The 14,836-nt window shown below is 35.7% G+C and carries 15 protein-coding genes and 1 tRNA gene; 13 read left to right on the plus strand and 3 right to left on the minus strand.

Annotated features, from left to right (window positions below; all coding sequences use genetic code 11):
- The first annotated feature begins 79 nt into the window (after positions 1-79).
- Together ACQV2O_RS04805 and ACQV2O_RS04810 are read left to right on the plus strand one after the other, a co-directional pair.
- Positions 80-152: transfer RNA gene (locus ACQV2O_RS04805), tRNA-Thr, on the plus strand.
- 267 nt (positions 153-419) lie between these two features.
- On the plus strand, positions 420-1,226 hold the full coding sequence (locus tag ACQV2O_RS04810) for a formate/nitrite transporter family protein (protein ID WP_428873959.1): 807 nt from the start codon (positions 420-422) through the stop codon (positions 1,224-1,226).
- Between the two features lie 48 nt (positions 1,227-1,274).
- Here ACQV2O_RS04810 and ACQV2O_RS04815 read toward each other — a convergent pair whose 3' ends face one another.
- Positions 1,275-2,357: a M24 family metallopeptidase gene (locus ACQV2O_RS04815; RefSeq protein ID WP_428873960.1), complete on the minus strand. Its 1,083-nt coding sequence runs from the start codon at positions 2,355-2,357 to the stop codon at positions 1,275-1,277.
- Between the two features lie 79 nt (positions 2,358-2,436).
- Between ACQV2O_RS04815 and yidD the strand changes: the two genes are divergently transcribed.
- The 4 genes from yidD to glmM all read left to right on the plus strand — a co-directional run bounded on the left by yidD (position 2,437) and on the right by glmM (position 5,985).
- Positions 2,437-2,682: a membrane protein insertion efficiency factor YidD gene (yidD, locus tag ACQV2O_RS04820; RefSeq protein WP_428873961.1), complete on the plus strand. Its 246-nt coding sequence runs from the start codon at positions 2,437-2,439 to the stop codon at positions 2,680-2,682.
- A gap of 62 nt (positions 2,683-2,744) precedes the next feature.
- Positions 2,745-3,608: a diadenylate cyclase CdaA gene (gene cdaA, locus ACQV2O_RS04825; protein ID WP_428873962.1), complete on the plus strand. Its 864-nt coding sequence runs from the start codon at positions 2,745-2,747 to the stop codon at positions 3,606-3,608.
- Positions 3,601-4,572 (plus strand): CdaR family protein, encoded by a 972-nt coding sequence (locus ACQV2O_RS04830; protein WP_428875112.1) that lies wholly within the window; start codon positions 3,601-3,603, stop codon positions 4,570-4,572. Before cdaA ends, ACQV2O_RS04830 begins: the two co-directional genes overlap by 8 nt.
- 57 nt (positions 4,573-4,629) lie before the next feature.
- Positions 4,630-5,985, plus strand: coding sequence for a phosphoglucosamine mutase (gene glmM, locus ACQV2O_RS04835; RefSeq protein ID WP_428875113.1), 1,356 nt, complete (start codon positions 4,630-4,632; stop codon positions 5,983-5,985).
- A gap of 43 nt (positions 5,986-6,028) precedes the next feature.
- On the opposite strand, the gene ACQV2O_RS04840 is transcribed toward glmM, so the two are convergent.
- Together ACQV2O_RS04840 and ACQV2O_RS04845 are read right to left on the minus strand one after the other, a co-directional pair.
- The gene (locus ACQV2O_RS04840; RefSeq protein WP_428875114.1) at positions 6,029-6,841 is read right to left on the minus strand and encodes a helix-turn-helix domain-containing protein; all 813 of its coding nucleotides are present in this window, start codon (positions 6,839-6,841) and stop codon (positions 6,029-6,031) included.
- A gap of 349 nt (positions 6,842-7,190) precedes the next feature.
- A complete protein-coding gene (locus ACQV2O_RS04845; protein WP_428875115.1) occupies positions 7,191-7,895 on the minus strand; it encodes a hypothetical protein in 705 nt (234 codons plus the stop codon).
- A 183-nt stretch (positions 7,896-8,078) separates the two neighbouring features.
- Between ACQV2O_RS04845 and ACQV2O_RS04850 the strand changes: the two genes are divergently transcribed.
- The 7 genes from ACQV2O_RS04850 to acpS all read left to right on the plus strand — a co-directional run bounded on the left by ACQV2O_RS04850 (position 8,079) and on the right by acpS (position 14,829).
- Positions 8,079-8,786, plus strand: a complete 708-nt coding sequence (locus ACQV2O_RS04850; RefSeq protein ID WP_428875116.1) for a glucosamine-6-phosphate deaminase — start codon at positions 8,079-8,081, stop codon at positions 8,784-8,786.
- A gap of 125 nt (positions 8,787-8,911) precedes the next feature.
- Positions 8,912-9,472 carry a LemA family protein gene (locus ACQV2O_RS04855; protein ID WP_428875117.1) on the plus strand — a complete coding sequence of 187 codons (561 nt, stop codon included), beginning with the start codon at positions 8,912-8,914 and terminating at the stop codon, positions 9,470-9,472.
- A gap of 93 nt (positions 9,473-9,565) precedes the next feature.
- Complete coding sequence (locus ACQV2O_RS04860; protein WP_428875118.1) at positions 9,566-10,348, plus strand: hypothetical protein; 783 nt, start codon at positions 9,566-9,568, stop codon at positions 10,346-10,348.
- On the plus strand, positions 10,345-11,430 hold the full coding sequence (locus ACQV2O_RS04865; protein ID WP_428875119.1) for a D-alanine--D-alanine ligase: 1,086 nt from the start codon (positions 10,345-10,347) through the stop codon (positions 11,428-11,430). Before ACQV2O_RS04860 ends, ACQV2O_RS04865 begins: the two co-directional genes overlap by 4 nt.
- An 11-nt stretch (positions 11,431-11,441) precedes the next feature.
- The gene (locus ACQV2O_RS04870) at positions 11,442-12,848 is read left to right on the plus strand and encodes a UDP-N-acetylmuramoyl-tripeptide--D-alanyl-D-alanine ligase (protein WP_428873972.1); all 1,407 of its coding nucleotides are present in this window, start codon (positions 11,442-11,444) and stop codon (positions 12,846-12,848) included.
- A 105-nt stretch (positions 12,849-12,953) separates the two neighbouring features.
- The gene (locus ACQV2O_RS04875) at positions 12,954-14,420 is read left to right on the plus strand and encodes a DEAD/DEAH box helicase (RefSeq protein ID WP_428873974.1); all 1,467 of its coding nucleotides are present in this window, start codon (positions 12,954-12,956) and stop codon (positions 14,418-14,420) included.
- Positions 14,421-14,436: 16 nt separating this feature from the next.
- A complete protein-coding gene (acpS, locus tag ACQV2O_RS04880) occupies positions 14,437-14,829 on the plus strand; it encodes a holo-ACP synthase (RefSeq protein ID WP_428873975.1) in 393 nt (130 codons plus the stop codon).
- Positions 14,830-14,836 lie beyond the last annotated feature (7 nt).

Consider the following 14,836-nt stretch of genomic DNA (forward strand, 5'->3'; position numbering starts at 1 on the left):
CAGAGCGCATGACTGTTAATCATGATGTCGTAGGTTCGAGCCCTACTGGCGGAGTCTTTTTTTTTATAGATTTCTTTTTGCCGCCTTAGCTCAGCAGGTAGAGCGCTTCCATGGTAAGGAAGAGGTCGCCGGTTCAATCCCGGCAGGTGGCTTTTATAAAATAAATAAACAATTTTAAGTTTTATTACGAAGAATTTCTCTTTAACTTCTTCTAATAAAGCTTTTTCTTTTCTTCAATTTATTTTTGAAGAAAGATTTCCCTGTAATACTAGTTAAGTTATAATTTCAAAACTTATATCCACTCACTGTCTTTAAACTTTCATTATTCTTGCTATAATTTCTATTATTTTAACTTGATAATAAAGTAATAAACCTCTAAACTATAGAATGTTGTTAAATAACTTTAAAGGAGTTAAAGAATGAGAGAAAATATTGTAAATGAGTCACAGTTTGTTAAGATCATTGAGTCTTCTGTAAATAAGAAGGTTGGATTGTTCGAACAGAGTAAAGCGCGTTATTTTGTACGTTCTATGTATGCAGGAGCTATGTTAGTATTAGCTACAGCTATTGGCGTTTATGCTGCGGATTATATTAATGTTGGAGCTCCTCATATTGGCAAGTTCGTTTATTCAATCCTATTTGCTTTTGGTCTTTTATTTATTTTATTCCTACATCAAGAATTAGTTACTTCAAATATGATGTATTTAACGGCAGGTACTTATCACAAGTTTATAAGTCCTAACAAGACCGTTCAGATTCTTCTATTTTGTACCCTTGGTAATCTAGTTGGAGCTTTTGTAGCGGCCTTTATCGTTGCCCAAACAGGCGCTTTCAGTCAATTGACTGCTGAAAGCTTTATTGTTACTACTGTAAATGGAAAGTTAGGTAAAGATTTAGCTTTGATCTTCATCGAAGGGATTTTAGCCAACACCTTTGTAAACATAGCAATTGTTGGTTATTTATTGGCCAAAGAAGAAATTGCTAAGATAGTTATTGTTTTCGGCGCTATTTTCATGTTTGTGTTTTTAGGTTATGAACATGTGGTGGCTAACTTTGGATCATTTAGTTTAGTTGCTTTTAGTAATTATCAAGCAGAAGCTCTTCAGTTAGTGCCTGTTCTTTTAGCTTGGACTGTTGCTTGGGTTGCAAACTTTATTGGTGGCGGACTTGTTATTGGTCTCGTCTATGCATGGTTAAATGATGCTGGACTGGCACTTCATGATTAAAAAAATTAAGAAACCCTTGCAGCTTACATTAGCCACAAGGGTTATTTTTTATTTGTTAGGCAGAATGGTTAGTTCTTTATTCGCTAAGTTGATGACTTCACAGCCTGTTTCTGTAACGACAACTAGGTCTTCTATGCGTACGCCCATTTCACCTGGAAGATAGATACCGGGCTCAATTGAAAAAACATTTCCCACTTCTACTTTATTATGATTATGTTGGCTAACATCCCCATATTCATGGACGTCTCTACCAATAAAATGTCCGGTGCGGTGAGTGAAGTATTCACCATAGCCCGCATCTTCGATGATTTTTCTTGCGGTTAAGTCAATGGATGCAAATGACACCCCTGGTTTTACCTGTTTGATAGCCTCTTCGTTCGCTTTTAAAACAGTTTGATAGATTTCTTTATGCTTATCGGACACTTCGCCAAAAAAGACAGTTCGAGTCATATCTGAACAATATCCTTTATAACTTGATCCAATATCAATGATGATACTTTGTCCCACTTGAGGTAAACTATCATCGGTACTATGATGGGGGTCAGCACCATGGGGTCCATAGGCAATAATCGGTTCAAATGAAAAGCCGTCGCATTCGTACTCTTTATATAATGAAGCTAGTTGTTCTTTTATTTCATTTTCACTAGTGGTTGCATCTATCTTTTTAATCAGTGCTTGCATGACTTGATCGTTCCGATGTGATGCTTCCCGCATGATATCAATTTCTTCTTTTGATTTGATAGCACGAATTTTATCCACTAAGGGACTTCCATTTATATATTCAGCATTAGGATGTTGTTTCATCAAGTTAATTAAAAAATGACTTGGCCAGTTTTTATCAATACCGATATTACCAGCCTCTAAACCTTCAGCTAATTCTCTAATAATGGGTTCTCCATCATTATAATATTTAATAGCTAGATTATCTTTTTCCTTAAAAGTAGGGAATAATTGGTTAAGAATCAGTTGCATTTGTCCATTACGCTTAATTGATAATAATAAAAGTCTTTCACCAGGATCTGTATGGTATCCTACTAAATAATCAATTGTAGAGGGGTCAGATATTAAAAATTGTGAGATATCTTTTTTCTGCATAGCGTCTAGTAGTTTTTTTGTAGCTAATTTGTTCATATTTTTCCTCCTACTTGGTAACTTCTACATAAACTATTATAATAGAAGAAAATGGTTATTGTAATGATTGGAGGTAAAAATGCAAAAGATATTTATTAGAATGATAAGATTCTACCAAAAATACATCTCCCCCTTAACGCCTCCTTCGTGTCGCTATTCACCAACTTGTTCAAGTTATACCATTCAAGCGATTGAGCGGTTTGGAGCACTTAAAGGTTCTTTAATGGGTTTAGCACGTATTTTAAGATGTCACCCCTTCCGAGAAGGAGGATTAGATCCTATACCGGATCATTTTACTTTAAGAAGGCAGCGGGTCAATAAATAAATTTTACCATGGGTTAATGAGACTATGGTAAAATAGTAATTAAGTTGAAAGTAGGTGAAAGGATGCTAGAGTGGCTCAATCAGTTCCTAGGCAACCATCCATTTGTGAGTTTACTGGATATTTTCATTGTCTGGTTCATTATTTATCGATTAATAGGCTATGCTAAACAATCTCGGGCAATGAATCTTTTGCAAGGAATAGGCTTAATTATTTTTGCCAAATTTGTAAGTCAAGGAATTGGTTTACAAACAATCGATTGGCTATTGGGGCAAGTTATTTCATGGGGAGTAGTCGCCCTTATTATTTTATTCCAAGCTGAATTGCGAAAAGCGTTAGAAAGTTTAGGGAAAATCCTTTTTAGAAATAGACAATCTTCAAGAAATCCGAGTGAAGAGTTAATTGAGGATTTAAAAAAATCCTTACTCTATATGTCAAAGCGTAAAATTGGAGCGCTCATTTCTATTGAAGGTGAAGATTCTTTAGAAGAATATATTAGTACTGGGACAACATTAGATTCTGAAATTTCTAGTCAATTATTAATCAATATCTTTATTCCCAACACGCCTTTGCATGATGGAGCAGTCATTATCAATGACTTTAGAATTGCGTCTGCCTCTTGTTATTTACCGCTTTCGGAAAGTAAATTAATTCCTAAGGAATTAGGAACAAGGCACCGGGCGGCAATTGGACTGGGAGAGAAAACAGATGCTTTGACATTAATAGTATCCGAAGAAACGGGCGCAATTAGTATTGTAAAGAATGATTTTTTACATCGTGATCTAGATAAAGAAGAACTACATGATTTGCTTAACAAATATCTTTATACAGAGATAGAAAAAAAAGACTCAAAAAGTCAAGATTCTAATATGTTTAAAACCCTCTTTAACAGGATGCGCTCAAGTAAAGGAGGCAAAAATAATGAATAAGATATTTGAAAAAAACTGGGCTGTGGGAATTATTTCATTAATTTTTGCTCTATTTATTTATACTTTTGTTACTAACGAAAACAATGCCCGTAATGCAGCCGTGAATTCTCAATTAGCTTCTAGTTTTAATACATCGGAGACTTTGTATAATGTGCCATTATATTTAGGCGATCATCCCGATGATATTTACGTTAGTGATCTTAAAGAAAGTGTGACCGTTCGTCTTGATGGCCCTAAAAATATTTTGAACCAAGTGACACGCGAAAACATTATGGTTCAAACTGAGAAAATTTCTAAAGGTCAAATTGGTGATCGAGAACTATTATTATTAATAGACGGCTTACCCGATGAAATCACTTATACCATCTCGCCTTCTAAAGTAAAAGTAGAGGTCCAACAGCGTAAAGTTGTGACGGTTGCTGTTGAAGTTTCACTTGATGATCTTCAATTAGAATCAGATTTTAAGGTAGAGTCTGTTAATATTGATCCAAAAGAAGTTAAATTAGTAGGCAGTCAAAGAGCCATTAATGCCATTGATTTTGTGGGCATTAGTATTCGCTCTAACCAACCGGTTGCAGAATCCTTTGCAGGTAATTATCGCTTACAAATTTTAGACAAAGATGGAAAGCCTCTCGATGTGAACTCAGAAACAATGGATATTAAAGCACAAGTGAACATTGTCCAAAACTCGAAAGAATTTCCTTTGAAAATTACTGCTATAGGAGAAGATAATACAAAAAATAATTATCGTTATTCCATTGTTGGTCAAGATAAAGTCACATTATTTGGTAGTCAGAAAATCCTTAATCCGATTAAAGAAGTAGAACTTGTTGTAGATGTTTCCGAACAGACAGAATCAGGTCAAGTTATAGGGTTACTGAATTTACCGAGTGGTATTTCGAGCGCGAGTATCAATGAGGCTAAAGTAGAAGTTATAATCGAGCCAGTGAAATTAAGTCAATAGTAACGTAATGAAAAGATTTAAGAAAGCTCACTTATAAGATTTAAAAAGGAGAAGAAAATGGGAAAATTTTTTGGAACGGATGGTGTTAGAGGAGTTGCTAATCAGGAATTAAGTCCAGAACTAGCATTCAAATTAGGTCGATATGGAGGATATGTTCTTTTACAGCACGCTGAATCTGTTGAAACACCAAGAGTCTTAGTTGCAAGAGATACACGTGTTTCTGGACAAATGCTAGAAGCTGCTTTAACCGCAGGTCTTTTGTCAGTTGGGATTGAAGTGATGCAATTGGGTATTGTACCCACTCCAGCCGTAGCCTATTTAACTAAAACGCAAAATGCTGTAGCGGGGATCATGATTTCTGCTTCACATAATCCTGCAGAAGATAATGGGATTAAATTTTTCGGTACCGATGGTTTTAAATTATCTGATCAGCAAGAAGAAGAAATAGAAGAACTACTAGATTCAGAAGAAGATAATTTGCCTCGACCAGCCGCTGAAGGCTTAGGCTTAATAGACGAATTCCATGAAGGAACTATAAAATACCTGAACTTTTTACAATCAACTATTTCAGTTGAATTAAGTGGATTGAGTGTCGCTATTGATGCGGCAAATGGAGCCACTTCACCCTTAATCAATCAATTATTTGCTGATTTAGACACTGATTTTTACACCATGGGTGATCGACCTAATGGGATAAACATTAATGATCAGGTTGGATCAACTCATCCAAAAGCTTTGCAAGAGCTAGTTAAGGAAAAAGAAGTGGATCTAGGATTAGCCTTTGACGGTGATGGAGATCGTTTAATTGCAGTTGATGAAAAGGGAAATCTAGTTGATGGAGATAAGATACTCTTTATTTGTGGAAATCATCTGAAGCAAAAAGGACGATTAAATGATAATACGATTGTCTCAACGGTTATGAGTAATATAGGTTTCCATAAAGCTTTAGAAGCCAATGAAATGGTTGCAATAAAAACGAATGTTGGAGATCGCTATGTTGTAGAAGCTATGCGTGAAGGTGGTTATACCTTAGGTGGTGAACAATCTGGACATATCGTCTTCTTAAATTTAAACACAACAGGAGACGGTCTATTAACAGCCGTACAATTAATGGCTGTTATGAGTGAAACGGGGAAGAAACTATCGGAATTAGCAGAAGAGGTCATCATCTATCCGCAAAAGTTAGTCAATGTTCGAGTTAGAGATAAACATACTGTTTTAGAAGAAGCAAAAGTTCAACAAGTCATTGAATCGGTTGAAAAAGAAATGGCCGGTGAAGGAAGAATTTTAGTTCGCCCAAGTGGAACGGAACCATTACTGCGAGTAATGGCCGAAGCTCCGACCGACGAATTAGTGGATAAGTATGTGCATAAAATTGCAGATGTTATTCGCCAAGTTAGAGGGATTGAATAAAATAAGCGCTTCATGAAATAGAATTTTCATGGAGCGCTTTGTTTTATTGAGCTAAACTAGAAAACTTTCGTCGATAAGCTGAAGGGGTCATATGATTACTTTCCTTAAATGTTTTTGAAAAGTGTGAAGGAGAATGAAAGCCAACTATATCAGAAATTTTTGAAATCGTAATAGACGTTTGAGCTAACAGTTTTTCTGCTTCAGACAGTCGCACATGAATTAAATAATCAATGGGAGAAAGTCCTGTTTGTTGTTTAAACAGTCTAATCATATAGTATTTATTGATATCAACAATATCAGAAAGCTGTTCAAGAGTTACTTTTTCAGAAAAATGTTCACGAATATAGTTTTTGATTATTTCGATTTCTTGGTGACGCACTTGAATAGAGGAGTCTTTAATGGACAGTTCATGGTGCCTCAGCACATGAACCATGACACACTCAATTAGTTTTCTTAAAACAAGTTCAGACCCTCTAAAGGGTTGTTTATATTCGATAAGGGCAAGATCTAAGTAATTTTTAATGGTCTGCGATTGATCGCAAACGATAAAAATATTATCCATTGATTCAATTTCAGCAGATGAAGTAAACAAAATTCCGGAAATTTCAACACGAAACCATTCTAATTTACGGATTGGTTGGATTTCAATCGAATGGTTAGGATTTAGGATGATGATATCACGTTTCTTAAAACCACCTATTTTCTCTTCAGAGATGAAATCAGCTGCCCCTTTATGAACATAAATTAAAACCAATTTATCTGAAGATTGGACTGTGAATCTTTGACTGGATGTGATTTTTTCGGATTGAATACTGTCTAGTTTAACAGAAGCTGAATTAATATTAGAAATATACATAGCGACCCTCCTTATTTTATATCTTCCCTACAATATATCATTTTAACAATATTATACACTAATTTTATTCCGATTGGTATAGTTAGAGTATTAAAAATTTTATATGATATTTTATTAATAAAAAGAAGCTTAACCATATAAGATTAAGCTTTGTGATATAAATTTTTTTAAACTTAATGAGAAATCATTTGAAAAACTTATTAAAACAATAAGAAAATCTTATATAATCAAAAAAATGGAATAGATGGACAATAAGGGTTATTTAAAATAGAAATAAGATACTAATAAAATCCTTTAAAATCAACTGTTAAAAGAAAAAATATTCTTTTATTTAGTAGCGCTTCAAGGATTATGGAGTCGTTTTATTTTGCATAAAATACTCTGCATAAAGATTGAGCCAGCGAATAATTTTATGATCAAATAATGTCAAGATGTCTGCATCGGGAATAATTAATAGATGGCGAATTAGAAAGGCCCCTTGATAATAGATTGATTGAATAAAATCGGAATTTTCATAAAGAGTGGTGGCGAATTCAGTGAGAATATACGCCAATGGGACGGTATCTTTTTTAATAACTGTTAATTTACCAGCTTCGAAGGCCACTTCTTTAGAAGTGGTAGTTTGCTCGGACAGCTCAGAGGTTTCGGATTTTTCCTGAGTTGTCGTTATTTTTTCTTGATTATGATTATCATTATCTTCTTGATCGTTAGTGACGGTTGTTAATTGATTGCTTGTGATTGTTGACTCATCTTTACTAGCTTGACGACTTGTTTGAGTACTTTCATTCGGATCGAAAGTAATCGGTGGAGTAGGAGCAATCACTTCCTGGGTGGTAGTTGTTGATTCATCCTCGGGTTTTTCAACGCTGGTGGTTTGTTTGTTGCTTGGGTTTTTAACGGGATTAGTCTCAACTGGACTGGATAGCCTGTGGAAGCCTGAAGCTTGCGTTTCAATATAGGGAGATTTGATGCTGATGATAAAAAAACACATCAACATTATAAAGCATAGAATAGTCTTTGAATGGTTTAATTTTAGCTTGTTTTTCTCACACACTTTTATGCTCTCCTCCCTAATGATTTGTTAATACTAGTTTATCATTAATTATTTAATTTATGTGGTTTGTTACCTGAATGTTGCCAGCTTGAGAAGAATGTCATTTAATGTTGCTTTGTTAAATATATATTTAATGATAAACTATTTAAAAGAAAAAAGCCTAATACTTAAGGAGGATTTATTATGAGAGTTGAAATCTATAACAGTTCAGAAGAGGCATCATTAAGAGCTTTAGAAATATTCAAGCTTAGTCAGCAAGAGGGGGCTGATGTATATGGTATGGCGACTGGATCGACCCCGGAAAGATTATATGAGCTTTTAAGTCAGTCGGATATGGACTTCAGTCAGGCTGTTGCAATTAATTTGGATGAATACGTTGGATTAGATGACGAGAATCCTCAAAGTTATGCTTTCTATATGAATGACCATCTCTTCAAAAACAAACCCTTTAAAGGCTCTTTTATTCCGAATGGACAGGCTAAAGATATCGATGCTGAGTTAGCTCGATACGATCAAGTAATTAAAGACAATCCGGTTGATTTGCAACTATTAGGCTTGGGTTCGAATGGCCACATAGGGTTTAACGAACCTGGGTCCGATTTAGAAGCTGGCACATCCCTAGTGAGTCTGACGCAATCTACAATTGATGATAATCAACGTTTTTTTGGTTCTAAAGAAGAAACGCCTACCAAAGCAATTACGATGGGTGTGGGAGCTATTATAAAAGCTAAAAAAATAATAATTATGGCCTTTGGTAGTCAAAAGGCTCAAGCTGTACGAGGTATGATTGAAGGCCCTATTACATCAGACTTACCGGCTAGTGTTTTACAAAAGCATCGGAATGTTTACGTACTCTTAGATAGAGAAGCGGCATCCTCATTGACTCGTTAAAGTCTAAGAATAAATAATGGTGCTTCATCTTCGCTGATATTAAGGTGTTAAAGATAATAGCTTTATATTCACTCTTTTATTGCAATCGCTTATAATAGATTTATATGAAAGGAAGTGCTAAGGATATGTTTATGTATATTTTGTTAGGTGTAATAGGTATAATCGCTCTTTTTTGGGTAGGTGTTTATAACAATTTAATTAAAGCTCGTAACGGGGTAGAAGGTTCTTTTAGTCAAATTGACGTTCAACTTCAAAGAAGAAACGATCTGATACCGAATGTGGTTGAAACAGTTAAAGGATATGCTGAGCACGAACGCCAAACACTAGAAAATGTGACCAAAGCGCGTCAGCAGTTAGTTAATCTACCTGCTGATGCAAGTCCAGAAATGATCAATAGCAAATCTAACAGCTTAACTTCAGCATTATCACGTTTGCTTGTCGTAGCGGAACAATATCCTGATCTAAAAGCGAACGCTAATTTTCAAGAATTACAAAGATCACTTGAAGATACAGAAAACAAGATTGCAGTTTCTCGCCAACTTTATAATTCAAGTGTACAAACCTATAATGAGAAGGTTCAAGTTTTTCCTAACAATGTGGTAGCGGGAGTCCATGGATTTGGCGAGAAAACTTATTTAGAAGCTCCAGAATCTGCTCGTCAAGCACCTCAAGTCTCTTTTGACTAATAATTTTATGCCTTCTTTAAAATTAGGCTTTGCATTGGAAATCAAAGAGAGTAGAATGTGAGTTACCGATCTTTAAAAGAAAGGAGGTAGAGAATGAATCGGATTAATCTTTATGTGCATTATGATGCCGTTACTAATTATTTTATGACGCGAGGAATAAGCCTAAAAATAATGGATTTCAATCGTCAATATTTACCACAAAATATTATTTTAGCGAATGCACCGGAAGAATTCGGTCGTTTTGACGTTCAAACGGATTTTAAAATTCTACGCAATCAGACAGAAGTTTTAGACTATTTTGAACTTTGTCAAAAAGAAGGGCGTCGAATGTCTAATTGGATTGATTTCGATAGTATGGAATTGATGCACCAATTAACCCCCGTTGAAATTTCAGAACTACTCTACCTTTTTCACGCTAATAAAGCCTTGAGATCACCTTTCTTTTATAAGTTGCAAAATAACTATGTTTATTTAACCATGTCAAATGGCCTAAATAAAACATATTATCGGCATATGTCTCACTTTTATGGGCGCTTTGCTCGGGCTCTAAGTGAACATCTGTCTAACATAATCAATGAAAATGTTGGGTGGTTTACAAGACGGAAAAAAGCAATAGCACCAATGCCCGTTAGACTAGTAGAGGAATTAAGCCCCCTATTTATGAATGGGTTAAAAATTGATTTAAAACAAGCCATTAAAGAAAATGATACTTGGAGTATCCCTCTATATATAATTGAGGATGAATTAACTTATTTAACACGTAATTTCGATCGTAAAGATGCTGTTGGACAGATAATTTACCAAGAATCAACCAGTCAATGGCGCATCGAAGACTTAAGCCAACAGTTGGAAGACAAGACGGAGGGAACTCAATGAAAATAATATTACTATATGGTGGGCAAAGTGCTGAGCATGAGATCTCTATTATTTCAGCTCATAATATTTCGCAAGCAATTATGTACAATTTATATACAGTGCAGCCGATTTATATCACCAAAGATGGGCAATGGATTCAAGGGCCGGAAATGAATGAACCTTCTTTAGGTGATCAGCAATTAATATTTAATGAATCAGATCATGCAAAGTGGTCAACCACAAACACACCTTCAAAAGGAGTGGTTATAAAACCGGGAGAGATTCAAGAGGAGGATGCCATAGTCTTTCCTGTTTTACACGGTCCTAATGGTGAAGATGGCACTATTCAAGGCTTTGTAGAAGTTTTAGATATGCCATATGTTGGAGCAGGGATTACCGCTTCAGCAAATGGTATGGATAAAATCATTTCTAAATCTTTATTTACCCAAGCAGGCATTCCTCAAGTTCCTTATGTTTCCTTTGATGATGTAGAGTGGAAAAATCAGCAAGAAAACTTAATTATTAAAGCTGAAGGAACATTACTGTACCCAATGTTTGTCAAGCCAGCTAATATGGGATCGAGTGTTGGGATTTCTAAGGCTCAAGATAAATATCAGCTAATTGAAGCAGTTAATGAAGCTTTGAAGTATGACCGTCGCATTGTGGTTGAGCAAGGAATTAGTGCTGATGAGTGTGAAGTAGCCGTTTTAGGTAATGAAGATATTCACGTGTCTTGTGTGGGACGATTGATAAAAACCCAAGATTTCTACGATTATTCCGAAAAATATATTAATAATACGGTTGAAATGGAAATTCCAGCTGATTTACCTGAGAGTCTATCTGAAGAAATTCAAAACTATGCGAAAAAAGCTTATCGGGTGATTGATGGTTCTGGATTAGCAAGGGCCGACTTTTTTGTCACTGCTAACCATGATATTTACATTAATGAGCTAAATACCATGCCAGGATTCACCCAATACTCGATGTATCCAAGTCTTTGGAAAGCAACAGGCTTAGAATATCGGGACTTAATTGAAGAACTCATTCAATTAGGGTTGAGCCGACATAAAACAAAGTCTCAAATGAAAAGTTATAAAAGTTAGGGAGCGAGTCTTTGAAAGCAATTCAAATTAACGAAATCATCAAGACTTTAAAACTAAATCCGTTTAATTATCAGCCAGTCTTAGGTCAAGAAATTACCAGTGTAGAGTTTGACTCACGTAAGGTCAAAAAGGCTAGTCTTTTTGTCCCATTAGTAGGGGGTACTACGGATGGTCATGACTATATTCAAAATGCAATAGATAATGGTGCCATCGCTTGTTTTTGGTCACGTCCTATAGAAGAAGCACCCTCTGAACAATTAATTGTTATCAAGGTTGAAGATACATTAGCGGCCTTTCATCAATTAGCAAATTATTATCGTCATCTTATTCAGCCTATTGTGATAGGTATCACAGGGAGTAATGGTAAAACAACTGCTAAAGACATGACAGCCATGAGTTTAACTTCAAAATATAGTGTCCATAAAACCCAAGGGAATTATAATAACGAAATTGGTATGCCTTATACACTATTGCAAATGCCTGAAGATACGCAGGTATGTGTCTTAGAGATGGGGATGAGTGACTTTGGAGAAATTAGTCGATTAAGTAAAATCGCTGAGCCTGATATTGCTGTAGTGACTATTATCGGAGAGAGCCACTTAGAATTTTTAGGGAGTCGGCAAGGCATTACACAAGCAAAATTAGAAATATTAGATGGTCTCACTTCCAATGGTATTTTCTTATACCCTGGCAATGAGCCTTTAATTGAAGCAGAGTTGCAAAAAAAACAGGTTAAAATTAAAAGTTACTGCTTTGGTTTTGAAAAAAGTGACGATTTTTATGCTTACGCTATTAATCAAGAATATAATAAAACTTTTTTCCGCACGAATATTGATGAAAATGTGTTATGTTCGATCCCAATCATTGGAGCCTATAATGTTACTAATGCTTTAATTGCTCTTAGCATTGCTAAACTATTAGAAGTTCCTACCGAACAAGCTATTTTCCAATTATCACAATTTAAACTGACAGCCAATCGGGTACAATGGTTAACCACTAAAAATGGCGCTAGACTTTTAAATGATGCTTACAATGCCAGTCCAACTTCCATGCGAGCTGTTTTAAATACTTTGGCTGATGTTGAAGTAGAAGGTGCGGGCCGTAAAATTGCTGTTTTGGGTGATATTAGGGAGTTAGGAGCCAAAAGTGAAGAATATCATCGTAGTTTAAAAGATTCACTGGACGTAAGCGTGTTAGATAAGGTATACTTGTTTGGCGACCAGATGGCTTATTTATACGATGAATTGCAAAAAACTTTTGCAAAGGAACAGTTGTTTTATGAAAAAGCAGATCATCAACGTTTGATAGACGCTCTTAGTATAGAGACATCAAATGAAGATGTCATCCTAGTTAAGTCTAGCTTCGGTGTTGACTTACTGAGCGTTGTGACGGCGTTAACTGGAATCAAAACACAATGATCAACCATAAGGTTTAAAAACTTTATAAACAGATGATAGTGGGGCTGGGGTAAATACCCAGTCCCTTGTTGAAATTCTTATCAATAGAAGAAAAGGAAGAATTATTTGAAATTTAAAGATTTACAATTAGATGAACGATTAGTTAAAACACTTGATGAGTTAGGTTTTGAAGAGCCAACTCCCATCCAGCAAAAAGCAATACCTGTAGCACTGGAGGGCCGTGACTTAATCGGTCAAGCGCAAACAGGAACAGGAAAAACAGCAGCCTTTGGTCTGCCTTTATTAAATAAACTGGAAACCAACCATGATAATATTCAAAGTTTAGTGGTAGCTCCAACAAGAGAACTCGCTATCCAAGTTCAGGAAGAGTTATTTCGTTTAGGAAAAGGCGTTCGTTCGCGTATTTATGTGGTCTATGGTGGCTCACCAATCGGTAAGCAAATTGAGCGTATTAAACGTAATAAACCACAAGTTATTGTGGGGACTCCAGGACGATTATTAGACTTAATCAATCGAAAAGTTTTGAAATTAGAGCATGTACAAACTTTGGTTTTAGATGAAGCCGACGAAATGCTAAATATGGGTTTTATTGAAGATATTAAGTCGATTGTTTCTAAAACACCTCAAGCAAGACAAACGTTACTCTTCTCAGCGACTATGCCACCAGCAATTCGAAACTTAGCAGATCAATTTCTTAAATCACCAGCTCATGTACATATTGAAACAAAACATGTAACAGCAGACTTGATTGAGCAATTTTATGCTAAGTGCCGTGACGATGAGAAATTTGATGCCTTATCACGTTTTCTTGACGTTCAAATGCCTAAGCAAGCGATTATCTTCTGTCGGACTAAAAAGCGTGTCGATGAAGTCGGCCGTGGTCTAAACCTAAGAGGTTACAATGCAGAAGTGATCCATGGTGATATTACTCAACAGAAACGGTCTAGCGTGATTAACGCCTTCAAAAAAGGCAATGTAGAACTCTTAGTCGCAACTGATGTTGCCGCCAGAGGATTAGATATTACAGGCGTTACTCACGTCTATAACTATGATATTACGCAAGATCCTGAGTCTTATGTTCACCGTATCGGGCGTACAGGGCGTGCAGGCAATGAAGGTTTGTCATTAACCTTTGTCTTACCGACTGAAATGCCTTATTTAAGAACCATCGAAAAATTAGTCGGTAAACAAATGCAACCGATGAAACCACCAACCATTCAAGAAGCACAACAAGGACAAATCCACCAAATTATCGAACAGATTAATGAGCAATTAGAAGGCGACCAGGTGAATCATAGTCGGCAAAATGCTAAACTACTTTTAGCTAACTATGAAGCGGAAGATTTAGTAGCAGCCCTTTTAGGACAAATTGTTTCAGAAAGCCGTGAAATTGCTGTTTCGATTTCACCGCAAAAACCATTACCAAATGCAGACCGCAAAAAACGGAATAATCGTGACAACTATCGCAAAAAGTCTGGCAAATCAAACCGCAATAAATATTCCGGTGGTAATAAAGGCAACTATTCAAAGTCTAACAAGAAAAATTTTAAGATGAAGAAAAAAGAGCGTTAATATTTGAGGTATTATAATGGAGATAGGAATTGATATTGTAGAAATTGATCGGATTGCTAAGGCCCTAGCTAGACACAAAGCTTTTCCAAATAAAATATTATCAGATCAAGAACTACGAGTATTTGATAAATATTCCTCTCAGCGGCAGCTCATTTATTTGGCTGGCCGCTTTTGTGCTAAAGAGGCTTATGTTAAAGCTATGGGTACAGGGATTGGACACTTGAAGTTTTCTGATATTTCAATTATCAATGACGAGAGAGGACGACCTAAGATTACAGCAGGTCCAATAATAAAACATGCCAAAGTATCGATTAGTCATGGTCAAGATTACGCAACGGCTATGGTTGTAATGGACTGTGATCAGCAAACAATTGACCAAGCCTATCAAAAATTTATAAACAAGTCGTAAGGAGTCA

This window comes from Facklamia sp. P13055, from assembly GCF_050409445.1.
In the GTDB taxonomy this organism is placed as follows: domain Bacteria; phylum Bacillota; class Bacilli; order Lactobacillales; family Aerococcaceae; genus Facklamia.

Excerpts from the sequence above, each read along its gene's own strand:
- acpS (WP_428873975.1), top strand. The coding sequence starts at position 14,437 with ATGGAGATAGGAATTGATATTGTAGAAATTGATCGGATTGCTAAGGCC.
- yidD (WP_428873961.1), top strand. The coding sequence starts at position 2,437 with ATGCAAAAGATATTTATTAGAATGATAAGATTCTACCAAAAATACATC.
- glmM (WP_428875113.1), top strand. The coding sequence starts at position 4,630 with ATGGGAAAATTTTTTGGAACGGATGGTGTTAGAGGAGTTGCTAATCAG.
- ACQV2O_RS04860 (WP_428875118.1), top strand. The coding sequence starts at position 9,566 with ATGAATCGGATTAATCTTTATGTGCATTATGATGCCGTTACTAATTAT.
- ACQV2O_RS04840 (WP_428875114.1), bottom strand. The coding sequence starts at position 6,841 with ATGTATATTTCTAATATTAATTCAGCTTCTGTTAAACTAGACAGTATT.
- ACQV2O_RS04850 (WP_428875116.1), top strand. The coding sequence starts at position 8,079 with ATGAGAGTTGAAATCTATAACAGTTCAGAAGAGGCATCATTAAGAGCT.
- ACQV2O_RS04810 (WP_428873959.1), top strand. The coding sequence starts at position 420 with ATGAGAGAAAATATTGTAAATGAGTCACAGTTTGTTAAGATCATTGAG.
- cdaA (WP_428873962.1), top strand. The coding sequence starts at position 2,745 with ATGCTAGAGTGGCTCAATCAGTTCCTAGGCAACCATCCATTTGTGAGT.
- ACQV2O_RS04830 (WP_428875112.1), top strand. The coding sequence starts at position 3,601 with ATGAATAAGATATTTGAAAAAAACTGGGCTGTGGGAATTATTTCATTA.
- ACQV2O_RS04815 (WP_428873960.1), bottom strand. The coding sequence starts at position 2,357 with ATGAACAAATTAGCTACAAAAAAACTACTAGACGCTATGCAGAAAAAA.
- ACQV2O_RS04855 (WP_428875117.1), top strand. The coding sequence starts at position 8,912 with ATGTTTATGTATATTTTGTTAGGTGTAATAGGTATAATCGCTCTTTTT.
- ACQV2O_RS04865 (WP_428875119.1), top strand. The coding sequence starts at position 10,345 with ATGAAAATAATATTACTATATGGTGGGCAAAGTGCTGAGCATGAGATC.